Origin of the sequence: Caminicella sporogenes DSM 14501 (assembly GCF_900142285.1) — a bacterium.
GTDB classification, from domain to species: domain Bacteria; phylum Bacillota; class Clostridia; order Peptostreptococcales; family Caminicellaceae; genus Caminicella; species Caminicella sporogenes.
Window position 1 is genome coordinate 54,786 of record NZ_FRAJ01000008.1, and the last position, 19,019, is coordinate 73,804.

The window sequence follows — 19,019 nt, forward strand, 5'->3', positions numbered from 1 at the left end:
CCCCTTTTAAATTTAATTTTTTCTTATCCATATATCCGCAATAAATAAAAATAAAGCTAATGGTATAAAAAGATATTTTAAAGACTTTTTTGACTTGTTCAATAAAGTAATAGGTAAATCAAATATATTCAAATTCTCATCTAATATATTGGCAAAATTCGTTAATAAAATATTTTTAACGTTTATATCTTGATTAATATCATACTCAGGAGAATAATCTAAATATATTGTACGAACAGTTCTATTTACCTCTTTATCACCATGATATATATGAAATGTCAATACATAATCACCTAATCTATCTAAAACTATTTGTCCTTGAAACTCACCCAATCTTATTTGTTTAAGATTTATTTTTTTCTGCACGTCTTCTGGTCCTTGAATCACTACTTGTGCAGACATTTTTTCTTTCTTTTTACCTGAATCTAAATAAATAAAAACTTTACAGCCATCTTGCAGGATTTGAACCTTCACATCTTTATATCTGTAAATATTTAAAGCTTCATTAATTATTTTGCCCCACTGCCTTTGAAATTCACCCCAATTTATCCAGTCACTGCTCCATTTCCCAGATAAATCAGAAGTCCATACTATTACTTTGCCTAGATAATAATTCCACACTGCAAGAATTGGGTCTTCTTTATCACTCTGAAGAATAATATCTGCTCCATCTTTTATACCTGTGCCTAAATATCCCCTTAAAGCAGGTAAATTTTGTTTCTCAAAATAATCTTTTTTACTGACTATTTCAGGTACAAATACATAATTATTTAAATATTTTTTAGTAATCAGATAAGTCTCTCTAGCAAATATATCTGGTATTTCATAATAATTGACAACTTCATAGCTCCTTCCACCAGTAAACTTACTGACCGTCTTTAAAAGTTTTTTCTCTGCATCCTGTCCTACCGCAACACTTGATAGAGTAATATTTTGTATTTTCATATTTGAAACTACTTCTTTAAAGCCTTCTCTCTCCCCTTGCCCATCACTTAACAGAATAATATGTTTTATCTTTACATCTGCTCTTTTAAAAGCTTTTTCAGCTTCTTTAAGTGCAGGTAAAATTAATGTTCCACCTTTGGCTCTAAGTTTTCCTATATTGTATTTTATTTTTTCTTTATCTTTTATTTGCTGAAATGGTATAATCCACTCTAACCTGTCTGAAAACCCTAAAACCCCTATATAATCTTTATCTTCAAGAATTTCTATTGACTTAATTGCAGCTTCTTTTGCCATTTCTATTTTCTTTACTCCACCACTTTCATCTTCCATACTCCCAGAACAATCAATTATAAGAATTAAACCAGTATTGGGCTGTTTTTTATTTCCTCTCATTTTACATCTAACTGGAAGCATTTTTTCCAAAGTAGTATTTTCATATCCTCCTAAAGCAAATGTATTTTCACCACCTATTACAATCAAACCTATTCCCTGTTCTCTTACACAACGTTCAATATTCTTTTCTAATTCACTTGATATATACTTATGATCTACATTGACTAATATTATTTCTTGAAATCCAGATAAAAAATCTATACTTGAAGGTACCCTTGATGGAGTATAACATTCTTTATGTATATGTAAACTATCTAGCAAATTTTCAACATTTTTAGCATCTTCTCTGTTGCCTACTATTAATACATTTGGTTTATCATCTATCACCATTGTACTTACATTAATAAAATTATTTTCAGGATTAGTATCTTCTTTAAACTCTATTTCCCCCGTATATTTTATATTTCCAACATCTTGCATTAATACTTTAAATAAAAAAGTATTCTTACCCCTTTGAACTTTAATGTGCTTTTCTATTATTTTATTTCCAGAAGAATACAAGCGAAATAAACCTTCTCCATCTGAAGTCGCATCTATAACTACTTCTGCACTAACTCTTGCACCCCTATATACATAATGAGGCATATTAATTGCAGTAATCTGAAAATCTGCATTCAACTTATTTTTTAAGGGATAAATATATAAATTGATATTTTGACTTTTCAGCTTTAAAACTTCCTCATAAACATTTCCCATATTTTCATATCCATCTGTAAATAATACTATTCTCTTATTGGTATTAAGTGGAAAATAATCTGCTGTAAAAGATAATGCCTCTTCAATATTCGTAAATAAAGGATTTGGCTTTGTTTCTAATCTAACTTCTTTTATATCCTTTGAAATTGGAACTTCAATCATAGGCTCTTTTCCAAATGTTATAACTGCAATTTTATCTCTTGCCTTTTTCTTTAATAACTGTCGATTGATATAATCTTCTATCTCTTTTTTATGTTCTTCTGCACTTAACGACATATCAACGAGAAATACTGTTGTAGTATAATGAGGAGTTGCTATCCATTTTACATTAAAAAATGCACATATAAGACAGGCTATAATAGTAAGTCTAATACATATCCACATGACAAATTTTTTCTTAGAAAAAGTATTAAAATGTCTATTAAACTGTATTAAAAAATAAACTACTATACAAAAACAAATAAATATATTTATAATATTTATTTCACTATCAATAGCCACGCTTATATACCTCCCACTCAATCACCAATAGAAAAAGGGCTAATAATATAAATATATTGCTTAAATCTTTTATCCCATATTTCATGCTCTTATTTTTACTTTCAAATCTAACTTCTTCTCCAAATATGAATTTGCTTGGTATATTTACAACAAATGACTGTATTTCTTCATTTTGATTTTTCAAGGTATATATTCCTATTTCATTTAAAATATAGGGAATATTTGGCTTTATTTCAGCTATTTTTTTATTCCATAAAAACAAGTCTGCTTTCTTATATTTATCATTTGTAAAATATATTTTATCTCCCGAAATATAACTTCTATTGTAACCATCAAGCAGCCATTCTATAGTTTTATAAATAAATACTGGAAAATCTGGTTTCATGACCATATCTGTCTTATAAAAATCTATTGAAGAGTATATTCTTTTAAATCCATTTTCCAAACCATATATCATTACTGGTTTATTATTTACTTCTAAAACAGAATTGTATCCTGACTTATAATTTAAAAGAGAAACATCTGCTGCCGATATACCACTTTTAAAAAGATTTTTTGTAAACAAACTACCTTTATTAACAACTTTTGATAATCCCTTTTTACTTTTTTCAATCATTTTTATTGAAGGTTTCATGACCCATACTGCTGTATTTTGTGGCAATTTTGAAATATCAATTTCATTTTCTACTATATATGCATCATAATTCTGCACTTTACCAGCTACTTTATCTAAAGTATCAAATCGTAAATTTAAAATACTCTCAAGTGCATTTTTTATAAAAATATTACTGCCTATGTATAATACCTTTTTCTTATATTTATCACCAAAAGCTAATATATAGCTATTATCATCTTCTAAATCATCTTTATTCTCTATATTAAAAACTACATAACTATCTTTCTTGTCAATAGAAAAAAATAAAGTTTCTTTCATATTAGATGAAACAACAATTGACTGAATATCTACTTTTCCCGTATTACTTTTCATACACACTCTTATTTTTTTTGATTTACTGCAATAGTTTTTTATATGACATAATACTTCATTCCTATACGGGTCATAATCAGCACCTACAATACCTACATTGTTTAAACTTTTTCCAACTATAATTTCTTTATCTCCTAACATAATAGATTTATCACTTACAATTACTTTTTCACCATCATACTTGCTAAGTAAATAAGCTGCATTTTGTAAATCAAGATATTCTTTAGTAGAAAATACCTTTCTAAGTGCTCTTACAACATCATCTCTAATTCCTTCTTCTAAACAAACCTCACTATTTTTCTTTAAAAGTATTAAAGTATATCTCGTTTTTTTAGGGGCACTATTTACATAATTAATTATTTTGTCTTTTGCCATATCTAAATGAGTCTTCCCTTTTTCATTTGTATTCATAGAAATAGAAACATCTAGTCCAATAATAACTTTACTGCTATTAAACTTATTCAAATATATAGGATGTGCAAATACAAAAACTAAAAATAATCCAATAAGAAGTTGTATAATTAAAAGAAGGTATCTGTCTAATTTTCTCTTTCTTATTCCCTCTACTTCTTCTATCACTTCATCCCACAACTTAATATTTGAAACTTTAATCTCTACAACCTGCTTTTTCCTAAAATAAAGCAGTATAATTACCGACAAGCACAACCCAAGAAGTAAGCCCATAGGATTTAAAAATGTCATTTAAACACCTCCCAGAGCTCTTGCCAGTATTTCCTTTGGAGATGTATTTGTCAAAGCAAATACATGGAAAGCTTCTCTAGCTTCACATATATTTTTACATTTTTCAATAAAATCATGAATTTTCTTTAGATACTTTTCCCTTACATTTCTATCAATTTTAACTCTCCTGACATCTTTAGTTTCCATATCTATTAGTTTAAGTTCCTCTTCAAATTCAGGCTGAATTTCTAAAGTATCTAGAATATGTATTGATATTATCTCATTTCTTTGTAAATATAGATAATCCATAAAACTATCCAAAGAATCTCCAAAAAAATCCGATATGATAAATGTAATCCCAGGTTTAATACTTTCTAAATTCCATATCTGAGTAAAATCAGTCTTTCCTTTAGGCTCAATTTTTGACAATACTTCTATCAATTTATAAATTGAATCTTTACCCTTTATATTATCTAGTACACAATTTATTCCATCATTTATTGTAAATACATTTAAAATGTCCATTTGTTTTAAAGTAATATAACCTATTCCCAAAGAAATCATTTTGCTTATTTCCCATTTTTTTGGATTGCCAAAATCCATAGACTTGCTATTATCCAATATAATATTTACATTTAGCTGTTTATCTTCTATAAATTCCTTTACATAAAAATCTTCAGTTCTAAGATATGCCTTCCAATCTACTTTTTTTATATCATCCCCTACTGTATACTGCCTATGCCCATAAAAATCCATAGAATTTCCAAAACCACTTCCTCTATGATGTCCTTTTCCGCCTCTTAACAGTCTTTTTCGAGGTCTTATACTCAAATTTTCTATTTCATATAAAAACTCCTCCAATTATTTCACCTTCTTCAAAATTTCCCTAATAATATAATCTACCTCAATTTTATCTGCCATAGCCTTAAAATTTAAAAATATTCGATGACGCATACTTATAACTGCCATATCGTAAATATCTTCAAAAGACACATGAAATCTTCCTTCTGACAGTGCTTTAACTTTTGCACCTGCAATTACTGACTGAATACCCCTAATACTAACTCCACATCTCACATACTCTTTTACCATTTTTATATCCGTACGGTCAGGATGAGTTTCAAGCATTATGCGAACAGCTTTCTCTTTAACATTTGATGCTATTGGAACTTTCATGGCAATTTCTTTCATTTCTAACAATCGTTCTCTGGTTATCTGTTTTTCAATTACAGGTTTTTGCAGTCCTCCTACTGTAATATCCATTATTCTGAAAATATCTTCCTTTTCAGGTAAAGTAATATGCAGTTTAAACATAAATCTATCTAACTGTGCTTCTGGTAGAGGATATGTTCCTTCCATTTCCAAAGGATTTTGAGTAGCCAAAACGAAAAAAGGTTCTTGCAAATGATATATTTTTCTACCAACAGAAACTGTTTTTTCCTGCATAGCTTCCAGCAGTGCACTTTGAGTTTTAGGAGTTGCTCTATTAATTTCATCAGCAAGTATTAGTGAACTAAAAATAGGTCCTTTTTGAAAACAAAATGTAATATCTCCATCTGTCTTATTTATTATCTCTGTTCCAATAATATCCGTAGGCATCAAATCGGGTGTAAATTGAATACGTGAAAAAGGTAAATCCATTACTTTTGCAAACGTCTTAACAAGTACTGTCTTACCTAAACCCGGAACTCCTTCCATCAACACATTTCCACCTGCAATAATACCTATAAGCAGATTTTTAACAATTTTATTTTGTCCCACTATTTGTTTCTCTACCTCTTTTACAATCGTTTCAAAATCATCTCTAAAACTTTTTATACTATCCGTTTTCACTTTATTTACCCCCACTTAATTTATCAAAATAGTTAATTATGAGCTGCTTATATTCTAAAGGTATCTCCTGTTTTAAAATATAATCCATTCCTTCTTTTTGAAATGATTTATACAATCTCTGCAGTTCTTTTAAGTTACCAGTATCTCCTATCACCGCTCTTACTTTCTTATCTATAATTTTTCCTGTTTCTTGAAAACTTCCTTGCAAATAGGAAATATTTTTACTTTCTAATCCTAGCCTTGTTGCATCACTTCCTTTTGAAATTTCCCCTGTCTTTACCTCTCCAGTGTTGCTCTGTGCATCTTTACTACCTCCACCTACTCCATCAGCATTTCCCATTAATTTATTTCCTTCACTGCCTATTGCAAATTCATCTGCCTTAATATTTGATAGCTCTCCATCTCTAAATAATTCATTTTCTCCGCCTCTTGCAAAATCAGCACCTTTTTTATCACCGTCAAAACTCTTAAATCCATCCATAAAAGCTTTGTCTATTAATCTCTCTTTCATATTTTGCAACCTTACAATAGTCTTCTGAGCTATTTTAAGCTCTCTTTTCTTGTAATATTGTTCCTGTAAAATATCTGCCAAAGCCCCTCCCGTATTTTCTCTTTTTAAAGCAGTCTTTATCTTATTTGCAATCGAATTTATATATTCTTTATCTTTAAAACTTGATTTAATATTTTCTATATTTTCCAATATTTTTTTCTTTTCTTCTTTAGTAAAATATTCATCTTTCAAAATATTAAAAACCTTACTCATATCATCATTATCCACTGCTTGCTTTAAAATTTGATGATTACCTTCTATTCCATTAAAAATTCCCGTATACAGACTTTTATCTTCATTATTTATATTACTACAGCACTTTTTTATTTTATTTTGAACATCTGCAACATGAAAAGCTGCTTCTTTATAATCAAAACTTTTACTAAGTTTTTTTTCTAATTCCTGTAAATTAAACATAATCTTACTTGTATATTCTACGTTTTCTCTTTTATCTTCGTCTATATCTTCTTTTAATTCCTTTACTACTCTTTGAATCTTCTTGCTTTCTTTTTTTAATTCCTCATGAATTTCTTCTTTATACTTTGCAATTTTCATTCCATTAGAAGGAATAAAATATAATCCAACCGCCAAAACTAAAATAAAAAAACCTACCATAGCTATTTTCCAACAAAAATGAAATGAATACTCCCTCAAAATATTTTTCTGTTCTAAAGCATACTCAACCTCTTCTTTAAATACTTCAACAATCGGGTTTTGTACTTTTTTATACTCCATATAAGTAGTAAAACGGTTTTCAAAATCAAGCTCATCTCCAACATAAGCAGTATATTTTAAACTTGGTCTATGCAGTAAACCAGCTAATATCCCTAGTAAAACTACAACTGACATTAGAACAATTGCCTTTTTAAATAAATAAATAATTGGATATGCATGTCCAATTATAATCAAAATTGATATTCCCACTGCTCCAATGCAAAAAGCATAGACTGTATACTGCTGTATTCTATCTATCCATATCTTTCTGCGAAGCTTTTTAATCACATAATCTATTCTGCTTTCACTCATGATTTATCCTCCTGAGTTTTGAAAAACGATATGCCGTAATATTAATTGCAGTTGAGAAAACTGTCCAGCATACTAAAAAAAATAATACAGGTCTATACTGCATCTGAGTACTTCCACCTACTTGCACATGACTTAAACCCATTATTGAAATCAAAGGATTCGTAAAGAAAAATATGGGAATATCCTTATCATAAATCGTTGTAATTACAAGCTGAGCATACTGCACATAAAAAAACAGAAAAATCATACTGATTAGCAGTACAGTAATTACAAATATGAACAATAAATACTTTATATACCACATACTTACTTTCATATTTATCAATAAGTTTTTTATACTCAAAATCACAATTCCCCATAACATCTGTAAAATTAACGGTAGTATAAAATTAATACCGTTAAGTCGTCCTACTGAAAATATAATCAAAATCAAAGGTAACGAAGAAAATGAAAATATCATGACTCCAACTAAAATTTCTATTATTCTTTTATGATAATTTCCTTTAATTTCCCACAATACTATTAAAATAGAAAACAAAAAAACTCCCCATGTCATAAAGCAAACATACATCTTTTTATAAATATCTGGTTGATAGCCTTCTAATCTAAATGCAGACATGAAAAAATAGCTAACTAATAATATACTCTGTAAAGATAAATGAGTTGCTATCAATATCTTGTTTTTTTTATTAATTTCTGCCCAATGAAACATACACATCACCCTACTTATCCTTTTACTTTCCCTTTTACTGCTATTTGAGGTATAATTATTCTTCTCTTTCCTTCTATCCTAATTTTTATTATTCCTCTATCAAAATAACATTTAGAATTTTTTTCTAATAAAGATTTATCGTTTAATAATTCCCACTTATTTTTAATAGGGTTAAATATTTCCATTTTGTATTTCCCCGTTTCCACCTTAGCTGTAATATTTATTTGACCAGATTCTATATCCTTAGGCAGTACATAATACAAATTTAAAATTTTACCTTCTTCTAATATATATTCTCTTACTGTATCTAATTTTTTAATTTTTCTTTCATCTACAACAGGTTCAATTAATCCAAACGGCATATTTATATTTCCTTTAATGCTTTCTATAGGTACATCGAATACATTTAATGAAATCTGTTTTACTGATTGAACTTTTTCGTTTACATTTACTTTACAAATATTTTTTGTAAACCCAAATAATTTCCCTTTATTTGTAATATCATTTACATTATAAAAATAATATTCAAACAACTCTCTTTGATAGTTATCTAATTTAACTGCATTGTAAATATCCCTAATATAATTGTAATCTCCTTTATTTGTTAAAATATTATCTAATTTATAATTAATTTTTACTGTTTCTTTTCCATCTACATCACCTATAGGAATTATATTATTACCTATTATTAGAAAACAGTTATACATTTTATCAGATATAGGATTTTTTATCTCTCCACTTGCTATATTATGAGAATCTATACAAATACTCATATGCTGATTTTCATATGTATTTAACTTCACAGCAAATAAATGTTTAGGTTCAGTTCCAGTTAATAAAACTTTTTTTTCAATAGGATTTAACTCAGTTTCTTGAGTTTCAAAATTTTTTAAATATGCAGTATCTGGTATATTTAAAATAATATCTGATGACTTATATGGATAAATATTGTATATATCGTACTTCTGACCACAACATTGATATAAATTTATACTAGCACTTGCAGCCTTAATACTATAAAGTCCTCCCCATAATGATATACTGTAAAATACTACACAAAACATTAAAACAACTACAGCAAACAACCACTTAAAACGTTTTTCCATAAAAATTCCCAATAAAACACATACTAAATAAAGTATCAATAAAGCCAGAAAAAACATTAAAACATTATAATCTGTATGCAGTAAACTATCTGCCACAGCATACAATTTTTTACTTTCCAATATTTGATTTTGCAGTCTATCCGGCTTCATAATCTTTTCTAATCCTATTGGAGAAATATACTTTTCTAGTTGTATTCTGATATGTCCACTATTTTTTTCATCTATATTCATTCCTGTAGATACAATAAATCCATTTCCTATTTTTTTTACCCCATTTAATCCATCAAATATACCCTTTAATGTTTTATATTTATATTCACCAGTTCCTACAAATATCGTATTGCCTAATTCTACCCAATTTTTAAGTACTTTTTGCTGATTATCAGATAGACGTGCGACATTAAAATTATCTATAAGTATATAATTAATACACTGCAATTCAGATAAAGTATAATAATCATCAGGCTTTAAAGAAAACACCTCTATATTTTTACTGTCAAACAAAGTAAAATCCATATTTTTTAAAAAAGACATTTGTTCAGGCTTGTCACATAAAGTAGCTATAAAAATTGTATCTTTAGGAAGTACAACCGGTTTCAATTGTTTTTTATACAGTATTTTTTCATTACTTTTTATAAAAATTTCTATCTTTTCATTAGCTTTAAAAAATGGAACTGAAAAGGAAAAAAATTTCTTCGTATATTCTCCCATGATGAGTTTATGTGTATAAATATCATCTCCTAATTTTATAAAAAGTTTCCCACTTATTCCATTATCTGCCGTAATAACAGTTATTTTTATTGGATTAATCTCTCCTAACTTTATCTTTCCTTCATATCCCATATCTATATTAAATTTTATATTTTCCTCTGCAAAACTTCCCTTAGCTATAACAAGAAAAATTAAAAATACAAATATATTCATTATAACTATCTGCTTTCTTGACATCATACATATTCACGTCCCTTAATCTACATATGGTATATTTTCAACTCCATCTTTAGAGATAATAGCCCCAAAATGTCTATCAATTGCATTAGGATTGTTTATTAATATATCAAGTGCCATATTTACCCCTTTATTATTTGTGCCGGTTACCATCCAAATAGGTCTTGTACTGCCAATCGAAGAAGCATATGCAAAAATAGCTCCTGCTTCACTATGTGTTGAAATGACTTTTCCTTTAAAATTCAGTCCATACAGCTTCCCATCTTGAAATTTTGCATATACTCCAATCAATTTATTTTTCTTATTAATATCTCTTATAACTTTGCTATTTTTTGCTAATTCATTCCAAACTCCAACTAAAATATAATACTTTTTAGGTTTTTTTATTACTTCTGGGTCAAATAACGCTGTGTCAACTTGTTTTACTCCCAAATCACTTAAACTCTGCTTTAATTTTTCAGCTTCTTCTTTGAAATCTTCAGTATACATAATTACAGTTCCCGGATTTTTTCCAAAAAAACCATTAATAAATGGATGTGGATAAGAACCTATAACTGCAGGTATAAACATAGTTATACTCCAATCATGATAATCCCACCATATTTCATCATTGGGCTGAGGTCTATACTCTGCTACTCCAACAGGTGCTAATATACCATTTACCCAATAAAACCAATCCATCTTCTTTCTGTCTTTTCCAGTATAAAATGTAAATTTTGACTCTATTCCATTAATAGCATTTACAAAACCACCACCGTACGCAGTCTGAATATCCAAATTTCTGAATAAAACTTCCATACCCACTTCATCTTTAACTAATCCAACATTTTTACAAAAAATAGTTTTATGTCCATAATCTCTTGTTACTATCAAATCCACATGATATGGACTTTCTATATCGCCAGAAGCCTTATAACTGTGAGAATTTTCATCGGCAGGAGTACCTTCTTTATATTTGATTTCTCCCTGTACCGGACCTTTATATCCTTTATATGCAACACCGTCAATAATTACAACATTATCACTACTTGATTTCTCATTTTCTATATTCTCTGATTTTTGCTCTTTTATTTGACTGTTATTTTCTATCTGCTCTTCTTGCTTATTACCTATATTTGTTATTTCTTTCGTCTTTTGAGCATTATTACAACCTGCCATAAATATAGTAAATAACAATAATATTAATATCATTCCAATATATTTCTTAAAAATATTTTCTTTCAAAACCAATCATCTCCTTTTAAAAAACAAATTATTACAAAAAAACAGAGACACTACCACTTTTTAATGATAATGCCTCTGGTTTTCCAGTCAGCAATTACATATTAAGTTATAAATACTATATAATGTTCTCATTTTTAATTATACTTAATAGTAATATAGCTGTCAATTAAGTTAAAATACATAAATTATAATAAAATTATCATTAGATTTGATAAGCTAAATCCAATAATTATAAAAAATACTATCTTTCAATACGAAAGATAGTATTTTTTACCTGTAAAATCAATTAAATTTATATACTAATCATTCAAATGTTTAGAAGCACAATTTTTTGCATAACTACAACTGCTACAGCCTCCTAATTCACAACTTTGAGAACCCTTCTTTACACTTTTTATAAGAGAATATACCCCAAAACTTATTATTGGCAGAGCTATAACCCAAGTAACTACATTGTCCATAAAATCATCTCCTTAAAAACCTAATAATCTTCCTACCTGAAATACAATCATTGATACAAACCACGCTACTGCAAACTGATATGCAACTGAAAATCCTGTCCACTTCCAAGAATTAGTTTCTCTTTTAATAATACCAACAGTAGCTATGCAAGGAGTATAAAGAAGTACAAACACCATAAAAGCATAAGCTGTAAGCTGTGTAAATGACTGTCCTAATGCCTGTGCAAAAGCAACTGCACTAGGTTCTTCAGCTAACCCATATATTATTGACATATTACTTACAACTACTTCTTTAGCTAATACACCTGTTATTAATGATAATGTTGCTTGCCAGTTTCCAAATCCAAGTGGAGCAAATATCGGAGCAAATAATCTACCTATTGCAGCTCCAAAACTTTCTGTAAGTTCAACTGGTCCTGAAAAGTTATATCCTAATATAAACCATAATACAATTGAAGCCCCAAATATAAGTGTTCCCGCTTTTATTAAAAATCCTTTTACTCTTTCCCAAACATGCAGTAAAGTATCTTTTAAAGTTGGTATTCTATATGGTGGAAGTTCCATAACAAAAGGAGTAATATCTGATTTAAACAATGTTTTTTTGAAAATTAATCCTACTATTATTGCAATAAGTATACCTAATATATACAGTGAAAATACTACTTTGTTTTCTTTACCTGGGAAAAATGCAGCAGCAAATAAAGTATATACAGGAAGTCTTGCCGAACAAGATATAAACGGATTTATAAGTATAGCAGTCAGTCTGTCATTTTCATCTTCTAATGTTCTAGTACCCATAATAGCTGGAACATTGCAGCCAAATCCTAATATCATAGGTATAAATGCCTTTCCACTTAATCCAATTTTTCTCATAGCTCTATCCATTATAAATGCTACCCTTGCCATATATCCACTATCTTCAAGTATGGATATAGCTAAAAATAGACAAACTATATTAGGTAAAAATACTAATACTCCTCCTACACCTCCAATTATTCCATCTACTATTAAAGATTTTAACCACTCAGCAGCTCCTACAGACTCCAATAATCCAGTTACCCAACCTGACAAAGTTTCAGCAAAAAATACATCTATCATATCTAACAATTTATTTCCAACTAAATCAAAAGTAAAATAAAATACACCATACATTATTAGTGCAAATATTGGGAGTCCAAGCCATCTATTTGTAAGAATTTTATCAACTCTATCAGACATAGTAAGTTCTTTATTTTTAGGTTTTTTAACTGTCTTGGACACAATCTCAGCAATATAAGAATACCTTTTATCTGCTATTAAAGCCTCAAAATCATCTTCTAAAGATATTTCATTTGTCACCGCTATTTCATCTTCTGTTTTAGTTTTTAAATTCATTCCCAACAACTTTAAAACAGCTTCATCTTCTTCTAACACTTTTAAAGCTAACCATCTCAAATTGTATTTTTCTAATCCAGACATATCTTTTAATTTCTCTATTGTCTTTTCAATTTTTCCTTCTATTTCTTTCCCAAAATCTATTTGTTTGGGGTTATATGGAATACCCCCTTTTACTAAGTTCACTACTATATTTAATAAATCATCAACGCCTTCTTCCTTAGTAGCAACAATAGGAACAACTGGTACACCTAACTGTTCAGAAAGTTTTTTACAATCAATTTTTATACCTCTTTTTTCTGCAATATCCATCATATTAAGAGCAATGACAACTGGCTTTCCAAGTTCTATAAGTTGCATTGATAAGTACAAGTTTCTCTCAATATTTGAAGCATCTACAATATTTACAACTACATCTGGCAAGTCCTCTACAATATAATTTCTAGCTATTATTTCTTCAATTGAATAGGGAGATAAACTATATGTACCTGGTAAATCTACAACTATTATTTCATTATCTCTATACTTTAATTTACCTTCTTTTTTTTCAACTGTAACACCGGGCCAGTTACCCACTGAATGTCTTGCACCAGTCAAAGCATTAAAAAGAGTTGTCTTTCCACTATTTGGATTCCCGGCTAAAGCTATAGTAATACTACCTGCCATTTTAAAAATCCTCCTTATTTGATTTTGATATTCATTATCATTTTTGTGTTAAAAAAACTATTCTATCATAATATTTTCAGCATCTTTTTTCCTCAAAGTTAAACTATAACCTTTAATCTTAACTTCAATTGGGTCACCTAATGGTGCTATCTTTTCAACAATTACTTCAGCTCCTTTTACTATACCCATATCCATAAGACGTCTCTTAACAGCACCTTTTCCTTTTACCATAGCAACTATACCACTTTCTCCCGGCTTTAAATCTTTTAAAGTATTTTGCATAACGTAAAAACCTCCTTAAATATTTACAAATATATTTATAAATTAATCTACTTTATTAATTTATATAAGCATATGTAGCTGTATCATTTATTTTAAATTTCTCAATTTAAAAAACATCACAAAATTTAAGCCACATCTACTAATATTTGTTGAGTAACTACTCCTCCTAAAACTAACCTCGAGCCTCTTACATTTATAATAAATGCCCCATTTGTATTACTTGATATTACACTCAATTTTACTCCCGGAGTAAGTCCCATATCTTGCAATCTTTTTTTCATTTTAGGACCCCAATTTATCTTTTTTAAAATAACCTCTTGTCCGGCATTAACCATCGATAATGGCATATAAAACCCTCCCTATGAACTGATAAACTCAAATATTATTCATTATTATATATATGTATTATTTATTTGATTTTGATTGTCATTATCACTTGTATTATATACTAATTAATAATTATTTTCAATAGTTTTTACTATTTTTTTAACAATAAATATCTTCTTAAAATCATTTAAACTCTAACTAATAAAGCTTGAATTCTTACAAAATAAAAAAATACTATCTTCGCTATGAAAGATAGTATTTTTATAATATCATATAGATAATCTAAAGCCATTTCCTAAAACTTCTCTAACATTTGAAACTATTACAAAAGCATTTTTATCATTTTCTTTAATAAATTTTTTAAGCCTTATAAATTCTTTTTTATTCATTACTGTAGATATTACTGTCCTATTTTCATTAGTATAAGCACCTTCTGCATAATACAATGTCGCTCCACGTTTAAGTTCTTCATTTATGAATTTTTTTATTTTATCTGGTGATGAAGTTATAATAGAAATATTTATTTTTAAATTTAATCCTTCTATTACACTATCAATAATAACTGTATTCATCAAAACTCCAAGCAGTGCATATAGTCCAAGTTTTAATCCAAAAGTTATTCCAGCTAAAAAAGTAATCATAAAATCTGCTAATAATAACGCTTTCCCTATTTCAATGTAAAAAAACTTATTCAATATTTTCGCTATTATATCAGTCCCACCTGTAGATGCATTTTGATAAAAGATTATTGCCATTCCTATTCCCTGTATAAGTATTCCATAGAATAAATTTAAAAACATATCATCTACTAGAGGTTTTTCTATATGAAAAAAAGCTTCAATTACCCAAATAATCCCTGAAAGAGCAAAACTGGCATATATAGTTTTTATCCCAAATTGCTTTCCTATTAATATAAAACCTATAATAAATAATAATATATTCATTACAACAAGCATTGGACCTATTGCAATCTGCGGAAAAATATTATTAATAACCATAGCAAGTCCCGTTATCCCGCCTACTGCTAAATCTGCAGGTACAAGAAAAAAGGATAAACCAAGTGCTACTATAATAACTCCTATTGTAACAATGACATAATCTTTTATCATTTTAAATTCACCTCTATAAAAATATACTAGATTAATCAATTTTCATAGTTCCTTTTCTTATAAACCTGTCATGCCAAGACAGAGCCTCATTTAATATATGAGGAGTATGTTTATACTTTCCTTCTTTAGCACGATTGAAATAGTCTAAAAGCATCGGTCTAAAATCCGGATGTGCACAATTATCTATTATTGCTTTTGCTCTTTCTTTAGGACTTAATCCTCTAAGATCAGCAACTCCCTGCTCTGTAATTATAACCATAACATCATGCTCAGTATGGTCATGATGAGAAACCATTGGAACAATTGATGATATTTCTCCATTTTTAGCTGTTGAAGGAGTTGTAAATATAGAAATATATGCATTCCTTGTAAAATCTCCTGAACCACCTATTCCATTCATCATTCTTGAACCCATTATATTAGTAGAATTTACATTGCCATAAATATCCACTTCAATTGCAGTATTTATTGCAATAACCCCCAGCCTTCTAATTATTTCAGGATGATTACTTATTTCTTGAGGTCTTAATATAATTTTATCTCTGTAAAAATTTATATTTTCTTTAAACTTTTTAAGCCCCTCTGCTGATGGCGTAATAGAAGTACCCGAAGCAAATAATACTTTTCCCGAATCTAAAAGTTCAAGCATAGAATCCTGAATAACTTCAGTATAACAAACTAAATTTTCAAAATCCGACTTTTCAAGCCCTGCTAAAACTGCATTAGCCACACTACCTACACCAGATTGAAGTGGTAAAAGTTCTTTAGTTAATCTTCCATTTTTAACTTCACTTTTTAAAAAGTTTATCAAATTTTCTGATATTTTTTGAGATATTTCATCAATTGGAGCAAGTGGTCGAACATTATCTTCTATATCTGTAATTACTATTGCAGCTATTTTATCAATATCACAAGGAATATATTCCGTTCCTATTCTATCATTTGGCATTACGATTGGTATAGGTCTTGTATATGGAGGCTTTTCAGGTATATAAATATCTGCCATTCCTTCTAATTCTAGAGGTTGACTTGTATTAATTTCTACTATTACTTTGTCTGCCATCTGAACATACGTTGGAGCTGCTCCTACAGATGTAGATGGAATAATATTCCCATCCTTAGTTATAGCAACAGCTTCTACAATCGCAATATCAATTTTTCCTAAAAATCCTAATTTTGCATAATGTGGAACATGACTTAAATGCATATCTAGAAACTCACAACAGCCATTATTTGTAGATTCTCTCAGACTTTCATTTGTCTGATAAGGTAATCGTTTGCTTATAAGTCCTGCTCTAGCTAAAACTCCATCTAATTCATCTCCTACAGAAGCCCCTGTATAAAGATTTATTTTTATTTTTTCATTTCTTTCCTTAGCTAGTTCTGCCAAGGCCAAAGGCACTGCTTTAGGATAACCTGAAGGCGTAAATCCACTTGTTCCAATAGTCATTCCATCTTTTATTAGCATTGCTGCCTCTTTAGCCGTACAAACTTTATCAAGTAACTTTTTATTCCTGATTCTGTTCGAAATCATAACTCTTTCCTCCTTTTTTTCTAAAAATAAATTTTTTAGTTGATATTTAATAATTAGCTAAATTTAACTTAAATTGGCAGTCTGTATAAAAGTATTGTAAAAATTATCATTCCAAACAGAGCAAATGGATAACTAGCTCCATATCCTGATGCAACATCATCACTTTTTAATGCATCAATAGCTGCTCCTAATCCGGGTGTACTTGTCATCCCTCCGCAAAGAGCTCCAGAAAGCATAACCCAATTAATTTTAAAAACATATCTTCCTATTATAAAGCCTGACATTATAGCCAGTGCAGCACATATAAAAGCAATTATTAAAAGTTCTCCTCCTTTTCCACCTATAGTTGTTAAAGTCGTATATCCATATCTTAATCCTACTATTGCAAGAAATATTGAAAGAGATAGCTCTCTTATAGCTCCTAATATTTTAGGATTCATTCTAAAATTCAAAAATCCAATTTTACCTATATATCCTAAAATCAAAGCAGAAATTAAAACTCCACCTGTTGAACCTAAACTAAAATATTTTATAGTCGGTCCCATATAAATTTTTATTTGTCCTATAAGAAATCCAACTATACATACAAATAAAAATGAAAGGATTTCAAAATCAATATTTTCAATATTAACTTTACTATCTTTAGTTTTCATTTCTCTTTTAAAAAGCTCTCTTTCCTTTTCAACATTAATCTTAAATACGATAGGAATAATCTGCATAGCTAAAATTACTACTATAACTCCCGGAATATATCCTATAGCATATCCCAGTCCAACCATTGCTTCAATTTCTTTCCCTAATCCTCCAACTGCTTCAAGTGCTGCCGCTAGTCCCGGCGAACTCGTTAATGAACCTACATAAATACCCGTTATGGCATACATATTTAGTCCTTTACTTATATACGTCATCAAATAGCAACTTAAAGCTCCTGTAAATGTAATAATAAGCCCTAGTAAAATAAACTTAAATCCGTATTTTCTTACAACTTTCCCAATATCCTTTGAAGCCAAAAGTCCTACAGAAGCAATAAAGCATACTAATGTAAAAAGAAACAATTCCTTTGGAATCATACCATTTTCAAGTATTCTCTTTGCATATGAAGGAACGTTTTCTGCTGTTTCATATGGAAGTATATATTTTTTGTAAATATACCATCCTATTACAAGCCCAGTAAATAAACCTCCGGAATTCCCTAACTTAATTCTCTTAAATTCAACTTTTCCTATAATCAGCCCTAAAATAACTGATAAAAATATTAATACAAACGGATCAGTAATAAACTTCACATAATCAAAATTCATTTTTATTAGTCCTCCTTTAATCTAACCAAATAAAAACACCCTTTTGAGAACAAAAGGGTGTTAAAGGTAAATAGGCACAAAACTAGCCGTAACATAGCCTTAGCTATTTATCCCATAACACCTCCCCATCCTCGTGAGTAAAAACGGTGTTGTTCTTTATGGCAGGTCTCCTGACTTAGGATCATTGTAAATCTATGCCTTCCCATTTCTTACAAACAGAAACAGTGGCATAAAATAGATTTACTCCCCATCACAGTGGCGGGACCGTGTTGGATTTTCACCAATCTTCCCTTTTAAATCCATAGTTTAAAACCAGCGAAACTATGGATACCATAAAGCCCCGTATTCAATTTTACTCTAAT

The 19,019-nt window shown here is 29.0% G+C and carries 15 protein-coding genes and 1 riboswitch; all 15 genes read right to left on the reverse strand.

Annotated elements, in window-relative coordinates:
- Positions 1-12: 12 nt before the first annotated feature.
- Positions 13-2,535, reverse strand: a complete 2,523-nt coding sequence (locus BUA90_RS05700; protein WP_072966526.1) for a VWA domain-containing protein — start codon at positions 2,533-2,535, stop codon at positions 13-15.
- Positions 2,525-4,225 (reverse strand): vWA domain-containing protein, encoded by a 1,701-nt coding sequence (locus tag BUA90_RS05705; RefSeq protein ID WP_072966528.1) that lies wholly within the window; start codon positions 4,223-4,225, stop codon positions 2,525-2,527. Before BUA90_RS05705 ends, BUA90_RS05700 begins: the two co-directional genes overlap by 11 nt.
- On the reverse strand, positions 4,226-5,065 hold the full coding sequence (locus BUA90_RS05710) for a DUF58 domain-containing protein (RefSeq protein ID WP_072966530.1): 840 nt from the start codon (positions 5,063-5,065) through the stop codon (positions 4,226-4,228). It lies immediately after the preceding gene.
- Entirely contained in the window at positions 5,066-6,037 is a 972-nt protein-coding gene (locus tag BUA90_RS05715; protein WP_072966531.1) for an AAA family ATPase, read from the reverse strand. It abuts the gene before it with no gap.
- 1 nt (position 6,038) lies between these two features.
- Positions 6,039-7,613 (reverse strand): hypothetical protein, encoded by a 1,575-nt coding sequence (locus tag BUA90_RS05720; protein ID WP_072966533.1) that lies wholly within the window; start codon positions 7,611-7,613, stop codon positions 6,039-6,041.
- Positions 7,606-8,325 carry a hypothetical protein gene (locus tag BUA90_RS05725; protein ID WP_072966535.1) on the reverse strand — a complete coding sequence of 240 codons (720 nt, stop codon included), beginning with the start codon at positions 8,323-8,325 and terminating at the stop codon, positions 7,606-7,608. The genes BUA90_RS05720 and BUA90_RS05725 overlap by 8 nt, the downstream gene beginning before the upstream one ends.
- Positions 8,326-8,339: 14 nt before the next feature.
- Complete coding sequence (locus BUA90_RS05730) at positions 8,340-10,382, reverse strand: hypothetical protein (protein ID WP_072966536.1); 2,043 nt, start codon at positions 10,380-10,382, stop codon at positions 8,340-8,342.
- Positions 10,383-10,397: 15 nt separating this feature from the next.
- The gene (locus BUA90_RS05735; RefSeq protein ID WP_072966538.1) at positions 10,398-11,603 is read right to left on the reverse strand and encodes a DUF4430 domain-containing protein; all 1,206 of its coding nucleotides are present in this window, start codon (positions 11,601-11,603) and stop codon (positions 10,398-10,400) included.
- 299 nt (positions 11,604-11,902) lie between these two features.
- Positions 11,903-12,064 (reverse strand): FeoB-associated Cys-rich membrane protein, encoded by a 162-nt coding sequence (locus tag BUA90_RS05740; RefSeq protein ID WP_094756757.1) that lies wholly within the window; start codon positions 12,062-12,064, stop codon positions 11,903-11,905.
- Between the two features lie 12 nt (positions 12,065-12,076).
- Complete coding sequence (gene feoB, locus BUA90_RS05745; RefSeq protein ID WP_072966539.1) at positions 12,077-14,104, reverse strand: ferrous iron transport protein B; 2,028 nt, start codon at positions 14,102-14,104, stop codon at positions 12,077-12,079.
- Between the two features lie 57 nt (positions 14,105-14,161).
- Positions 14,162-14,386, reverse strand: coding sequence for a FeoA family protein (locus BUA90_RS05750; RefSeq protein WP_072966540.1), 225 nt, complete (start codon positions 14,384-14,386; stop codon positions 14,162-14,164).
- A 125-nt stretch (positions 14,387-14,511) separates the two neighbouring features.
- Complete coding sequence (locus BUA90_RS05755) at positions 14,512-14,733, reverse strand: FeoA family protein (RefSeq protein WP_072966543.1); 222 nt, start codon at positions 14,731-14,733, stop codon at positions 14,512-14,514.
- 249 nt (positions 14,734-14,982) lie between these two features.
- Positions 14,983-15,822 (reverse strand): YitT family protein, encoded by an 840-nt coding sequence (locus BUA90_RS05760; RefSeq protein ID WP_072966545.1) that lies wholly within the window; start codon positions 15,820-15,822, stop codon positions 14,983-14,985.
- A 31-nt stretch (positions 15,823-15,853) separates the two neighbouring features.
- Positions 15,854-17,356: a succinyl-CoA:acetate CoA-transferase ScpC gene (locus BUA90_RS05765; protein ID WP_072966547.1), complete on the reverse strand. Its 1,503-nt coding sequence runs from the start codon at positions 17,354-17,356 to the stop codon at positions 15,854-15,856.
- A gap of 68 nt (positions 17,357-17,424) precedes the next feature.
- The gene (locus BUA90_RS05770) at positions 17,425-18,657 is read right to left on the reverse strand and encodes an aspartate-alanine antiporter-like transporter (protein WP_072966549.1); all 1,233 of its coding nucleotides are present in this window, start codon (positions 18,655-18,657) and stop codon (positions 17,425-17,427) included.
- A 143-nt stretch (positions 18,658-18,800) separates the two neighbouring features.
- Positions 18,801-19,007: riboswitch (cobalamin riboswitch) on the reverse strand.
- Between the last annotated feature and the right edge of the window lie 12 nt (positions 19,008-19,019).